Below are 3,453 nucleotides of genomic sequence, written 5' to 3'. Positions count from 1 at the left end.
CCCACCGCCCCCCCCCCCCGGCGCCCGCCCCCCCCCCCCCCCCCCCCGCCCCGGGGGGCCGCCCCCCCGGGACCGTGGGTCAGGAGCCGTACGGCAGCGTGACCGTCGAGGCGTTGCCGACGCCGAGGATCGTGGGTGCGCCACCGATGGCGTTCCACACCTCGACGCGTACCGTGCCGCCGGACAGGTTGCCCAGCGCGCCGGTGGACGAGAGCAGGCCCTGGGTCTGCCGGTACCGCTCCGCACCCGGGATCGGATCGGTGGCGAAGTACCTGTAGGTCTCCACCCGCTCGACGCTGCCGTCGCCGGTCAGGTCGTAGGAGACCCGGATCTGGACGCCGTTGCCGACCGCGGTACCCGCGTCGACGGCCAGGTCGAACGTGGTCGCCCCGCCGGTGTACGTGCCGGTCAGCCCGGTGGCGGTGAACACCTGCGGGTTGGTCGGCGTGCCGTCGGAGTTGCCGGTCGCCGCCGCCACGTTCACCGTGCCGGCGGTGCCTGCGGTGCCGTCCAGCCCGCCGCCGGACCGCAGGTACCGGACCGGCGTCAGCGGGCCGGCCGTACTCGTCGGGCTGGGGCTCGCGGAGGTCGGGCTGGGGCTCGCGGAGGTCGGCGTGGGACTCGCGGTGGTCGGCGTCGGGGTCGGGGTGGGCGTCGTGGTCGGCGGGGGACCGGTCGGCACGGTGCCGCCGCCGGTGGCGTTGCCACCGCTCCACGTGTACGCCCCGGACGTCGCGGTCTTCCCGGCCGGCACGGCGAGCGTGACACCGGTGGAGAACGTGACGGTAAGCGGCCGGGCGGTGATGTTCGACGCCACGTAGGTGCGGACGCCGTTCTTGACGAACACCTTCGCCAGCGGGTGGTTCGCCGTGACGGTGGTGTCCACCGTGCCGAGCGCGGCCAGGTTGCGGATCCAGTGGAACGTGTGCGCCTTGCTCTCGCCCTCCTCGCTGGTGAACCCGCTGTTGGCGCGGAAGTTGCGCAGCGCCTGCTCGCCGTCGCCCAGGGCCAGGAACTCCCAGACGATGTCCTGCCACACGGTCGGCGGGCCGCCCTTGTTGGTGACCAGCTCGGCGTAGTTGGCCTTGACGTACTCCGGGAAGTCGCCCAGGTAGAGGTGACCGCCGGTGATCGGCAGCATGTTGATGCCCTGGATCATCTCCGGCGCGGCGGAGAACCAGGTCGAGTACGCCCCGCCGTCGCCCCACACCATGCCGACCGTCTTGTGCCCGAACGCGGCCGGGAAGTTCTGGTCGTACACGTCGAACCAGTACTCGGAGATCGCCGCGGACTGGGTGGTCCACAGGTAGACACCGGCGTCGCGGACGGCCGTGTCGCCGGTGGCCTGGCCCCACTGGATCAGCGCGTTGGCGAAGTTCATCCCCTCCGACGAGGACTCCTGGTTGTTGCCGGCGAAGAACGGCGCCAGACCGGAGGCCCAGTCGTGCCCGGCGTAGATGTCGAAGTCCCGCAGGTAGGGGAAGCGGCTGTCGGCGCGGTCGTAGTTGTTGGCGTCGCGGATCAGCAGGTCGACCATGCCGCCGTAGCGGCTGTCGTCGGCCCAGCCCGGGTCGAACTTGGCCAGCGTGGCGGCTGCCGCGATGAAGTAGCCGTAGTGGAAGTGGTGGTCGTTGAGGTCCTCGTCGGAGCCGTACGAGGCCGGGTAGCCGATCAGCGTGCCCCAGTTGCGGTCGTAGTAGAACAGCTGGCCGGTCTCGCCGGAGCCGGCGGTGAGCCAGTTGGTCAGCCGGTTCCGCATCGCGGTCAGCGCCGCGTCGCGGACCGAGGTCTGCCCGAGCTGGTCGGCGATCTCGGCGATCCGGGCGGCCCGGCCGAGCCCCTTGCCGGCCCAGTAGGTGTCAGTGCCGCTGACGCCCTCCGGGTTGCCCTGCTCGGCGTTGAGGTAGCCGGTGACTGTGGAGAGGTCCGCGCCGCTGGAGTCGCCCACGGCGGGCACCTCGGGCAGCACGCCGGTGAAGCGCATCGAGGTGGTGAACGACGGCACGCCGGTGAGCACCCGCATGGCGCCGCGCGCCGAGACGTACGTCGGGGTGATCGGGGTGGCGCCGGTGAGGCTGCGCCACTGGTGCGGGTAGAGCGCCACCACGGTCTTCGTCTCGCTGCCCTCGCGGGGCGTGGTGGTGAACGCGTACGTGGTGCGCACGGTGCCGGCGGACGGGTCGTAGGCGTAGCTCATCCGGGTGCCGGTGACGTGGGCGTGTGCGTACCGGGAGTACGTGTCGGCCAGCGCCGCCCGGTCGCCGCCGCCGGGCAGCACCGCCACCGAGAAGTACCCCTTTCCGGCCAGCGTCGAGCTGATGCCGGCGCCGTTGACGGTCCAGGTCGCCCCGGCCGGGGCGTACGCGACGTAGTCGTGGCCGTTGACCGTGAAGCCGATGGTGGCGCCGGAGTTGCGCCACACGGTGGGCGTCGCGGTGGCGGTGAGCTGCGCGGTGCCGCCGCTGACCGTGTAGTAGCTGAACGGCAGCCCGTGGCCGATGGTGGCGCGCATGGTGCGGCTGCCGTCGCTCCAGTCGGCGGTGACCGTCCAGTCGCTCCAGCCGGCGGCCTTCACCACGGGTGCGGACAGCCCGGGCATCCCGACGCGGACGTCCTCGCCGTACGGGTAGTGGAACTCGCCGACGCCGGTCGCGGTGCCGCTGATCGCCGGCGTGGTGGTGTACGACAGGCCGAGCCCGTTGTTCTCGGCCTTGAAGGCCAGCGGGTGCGCGTGCAGGATCTCGCTGCCGGTGCAGTTGTTGCGCTTCCAGATCAGCGACGACCACCAGTCGTTCGTGGGGATCGCGCCGGACGGCGCGTCGGCGGTGACGAACGTCCTCGGGTCGGTGCTGATCGCGCCGCAGCCCTTCGGCAGCAGGGTGCCGGGCGGCCGGGTCTCGGTGTAACTGCCCGCGCCGACGGCGCCGGCGGTGGCGGTGCCGCCACCGCCGACCACGACGCCGAGCAGGCCGGCGGCGAGCACCGACGCGGCGACGAGGGCGGTCGCCCGCAGGCCGCGCCGGCGGGCGGGGGACGGGACGGGCGGGGCCGGGGGTACGGGGTCGGGGGAGAAGTCCCGCAGGAGGGTCATGGAGGTCCCCTTCACGAGGAGAAGGCGGGGTACGGAGTGGTGGTCCGGCAGTCGTGAGAGCGCTCTCTTGAGAAGGGACAGTAAGGTTCGGGTTACGGATCCGTCAATGTCTTGTTACCAAAGAGAGCGCTCTCCCGGGCGCGCGGAACGTCCACCGATCACCTCGCGAAGCGCGCTGACCAGCGTCGGCGGCGCGCACGAGCGCCGCCCCCGGCCGAGGCGGCCGGAGGCGGCGCGAGGACGCGTGCGCCTACGCTGAGTCAGGCGGCGGTGGCGGCGAGGCTCCGCGCGTCGGTGCGTACCGCGGCCGTGCCTGGCTCACCGACGGCACCGGCCCGGCCGGCGCCCGGCTGCCCCGCGCC

1 protein-coding gene is annotated in these 3,453 nt (G+C 72.9%); it reads right to left on the bottom strand.

The window, feature by feature from the left end; translation table 11 throughout:
* Positions 1–79 precede the first annotated feature (79 nt).
* A complete protein-coding gene (locus tag AC2CHG_RS30685; protein WP_484526130.1) occupies positions 80–3,091 on the bottom strand; it encodes a glycosyl hydrolase in 3,012 nt (1,003 codons plus the stop codon).
* Positions 3,092–3,453: the final 362 nt, after the last annotated feature.

The sequence above is a fragment of the Micromonospora sp. ATLC20 genome (assembly GCF_057196585.1).
This window is presented reverse-complemented; position numbering and strand designations above follow the sequence as displayed.

Bases quoted from the DNA above. Each gene is read 5' to 3' on its own strand.
- AC2CHG_RS30685 (WP_484526130.1), bottom strand. From the start codon at position 3,091: ATGACCCTCCTGCGGGACTTCTCCCCCGACCCCGTACCCCCGGCCCCG.